The organism is Thermococcus sp. 101 C5 (assembly GCF_009372125.1).
Classification (GTDB): Archaea; Methanobacteriota_B; Thermococci; order Thermococcales; family Thermococcaceae; genus Thermococcus_A; species Thermococcus_A bergensis.
The window spans coordinates 1-2,275 of record NZ_WHIZ01000113.1; the positions used below are offsets into that span (position 1 = coordinate 1).

Below are 2,275 nucleotides of genomic sequence, written 5' to 3' on the forward strand. Positions count from 1 at the left end.
GTTAGTTTGTTGTACCTGATTTTGGGGAACAGCTTCATTTCTTCGATTAGGACTCTGTAAGCGTGCTTGTAAACTCCGTTAAAGTGCAAGTGTGCTAGTATTGCGAAGGTTATCAGGTCGTAGAGGCTGATTATTTCCCTGTGAGTGTTTTTCGGGTAGTGTTTGCTGATTATCGGGTAGATTTCGGATTTTATGATCAGGATTTTCCTCTGAAAGCTCAATACAACCACCAATCAATCAAAAGACTTAAGTGCTTATAACTCTAACGATCTAATGGGAACTAGGGTCAAAGATGTATTTGTGAAGAATGGGGTGACGTTCAGAGGTACTGATACCTGCAAAATAAAGTTGCCCTCAGGTGAGGTGATATTAGACAATGACAGGGCATCCCACATAGTTGGCAGACACGTCTTTGGGATTTATGAATATGATGGGCAAGCGGACCCCACAGTATTTCCGAAGTATTTAACAATGAGGGAAATCGTTATCCTAATCAAGAAAACCATTGAGGAAGGAGAAGTGCAATGTGGGAGCATTAAGCCCCTGGGGGATGGAACGATAAGAGTATCCATGGAGAAAACATTTCCTGAATTAAGAACTGACAGGTATACATCAAAAACATTAAGAGTCGTACTCGAATATAATCCCAAAAAGGGGCTGTACAGGATAATAACGGCCTACCTAAAGTGGTTAGGGAGGTAGACAAATGTCGTTCTCCATTTTATTTTTTCCAAAGGATGAGGAAGGGCTGAAGACTCACTTCAAATACGATATAACCTTGAACTTCGAGATAAACGGCGAAGTCATTAAAACGCTATGCAGTGGACGAGAGGCAGTTTTCAGTGCGATTTACCTTCTGGCATTCTGTTCAGCTTCCTGCGAAGGCATAAAAGAGCTGGAAATGCGCAGTGGTCTATGCACAACTTTCTTGAGCGACGTAGAGCAATGTCAGAGTGCTAAGGGCAAGCTTGTCACCGACTTCGGTTCAATAGAACCATCGGTCGTCTTTGCCTTTACCAAAAAGTCTGACAAAGTCAGAATCGAGGTTCTCGTAGATTATGAAATTGAGTACTACAAAACATTTGAGGTGTCGCTGAGTGAGGTGGCAAAGTCGGTATTGGAGTTTTTGGAGTCCGTGGTGAGCATTGTCGGAGATGACAAGCTGAGAAGAAGCTTGGAAATTGCCAAGGACATTGCGACAAGAGAAGGTCTGATTGCCCCATCCGCAGAGGAAGGCTTCAAAATAACTGTTGATTGGGTGGGGGAGTTTAAATGCGGGTCCAAACGAATGCCCCTGCTGTATTCAGGGGTGAGAGCCAGAAGGGTGTTGTTTAGTGGCATAGTCGATCCGCTAAGCTTTGCATCCGAGCTCATTAACCTCGCACTTCTCACAGAGGAGAGCCGTGAAGAGACCAGTACTCCGGTACCATTGGCGTACAGGGATTGGTTTAGAGAAGCACTCGCCTTAATCGGAACTGTAGGCAAGAAAAAACCTGCCATGATTTTAACACTGGGGAGCTTTGATCCGCGGCCAATTTTCGTTTTCAGGGACTCCGGCGAACTCCTCTTGGTCAGTCCCTCACGCAAAACTGTAGCAAGAGTACCCGCCAAAGACATCGTCCCGGCCGTTAGCTCCGCAGTTTTGGATGTGGTCGACTGGTTGAAGAAGTGGGACGACACGGAGTATCCAGGATACGTCTCGAAAGAAAAGGCGATATCAATGATAACTGAGGAGCTTGAGAGGATAAAACAGAAAAAACCGGCTAGGGGAAGAGAAGAGACACATCCCCTGTAAGGGCAAAATAGCACTGGAGGTGGACACAGAAATTGGCAGAGTAAGGGGGATACTACAGAGGATAGGATACAAAAGCTACAAACCCTAGTTCCCCTCACCTGTGAAGTTGTATAATCTGTCCAGATTCACGGCCAGAATCGCTCCTAAAATCCTGACAGTTAACCCATTCAAACTAACACTCCTGCTCGGCCTCAGAAGAAACTTAGAAAACCTAAAAAAATCTCAATCCTCCTGCGAAAGTCAGACAAGTAGTTGTAAAACTTCTTCTCCTCCAGATTACTAATCTAATTCCCCCGCTTTACTGGCGTGTAAACAACGCCAAACCTCAGAAATTCCTCCTCGAGCCATCAAAAAACAGAAAACAGCCGGAAAACTCCTCAACAATCACCCAGAACTTTTCCCGGACAACACTCACATCATGCTTATTCGCCGGATCAACAGACAGTAAAGCCAGCAAATTTCCATCAGAGTAACAGGTCA

At 45.0% G+C, this 2,275-nt stretch carries 2 protein-coding genes and 2 pseudogenes; 2 read left to right on the plus strand and 2 right to left on the minus strand.

Translation table 11 applies throughout. The features are described 5' to 3' along the window. Positions 1-230: pseudogene (locus tag GBV73_RS10990) on the minus strand (IS982 family transposase); the annotation flags it as partial. A 43-nt stretch (positions 231-273) separates the two neighbouring features. On the opposite strand from GBV73_RS10990, the gene GBV73_RS10995 reads away from it, so the two are divergent. Both GBV73_RS10995 and GBV73_RS11000 read left to right on the plus strand, forming a co-directional pair. Then, a complete protein-coding gene (locus GBV73_RS10995) occupies positions 274-702 on the plus strand; it encodes a hypothetical protein (protein WP_152881333.1) in 429 nt (142 codons plus the stop codon). Between the two features lie 4 nt (positions 703-706). Then, positions 707-1,795: a hypothetical protein gene (locus GBV73_RS11000; RefSeq protein WP_042699789.1), complete on the plus strand. Its 1,089-nt coding sequence runs from the start codon at positions 707-709 to the stop codon at positions 1,793-1,795. Between the two features lie 84 nt (positions 1,796-1,879). On the opposite strand, the pseudogene GBV73_RS11005 reads toward GBV73_RS11000, so the two are convergent. Continuing rightward, positions 1,880-2,275, minus strand: a pseudogene (locus GBV73_RS11005) (IS982 family transposase); the annotation flags it as partial.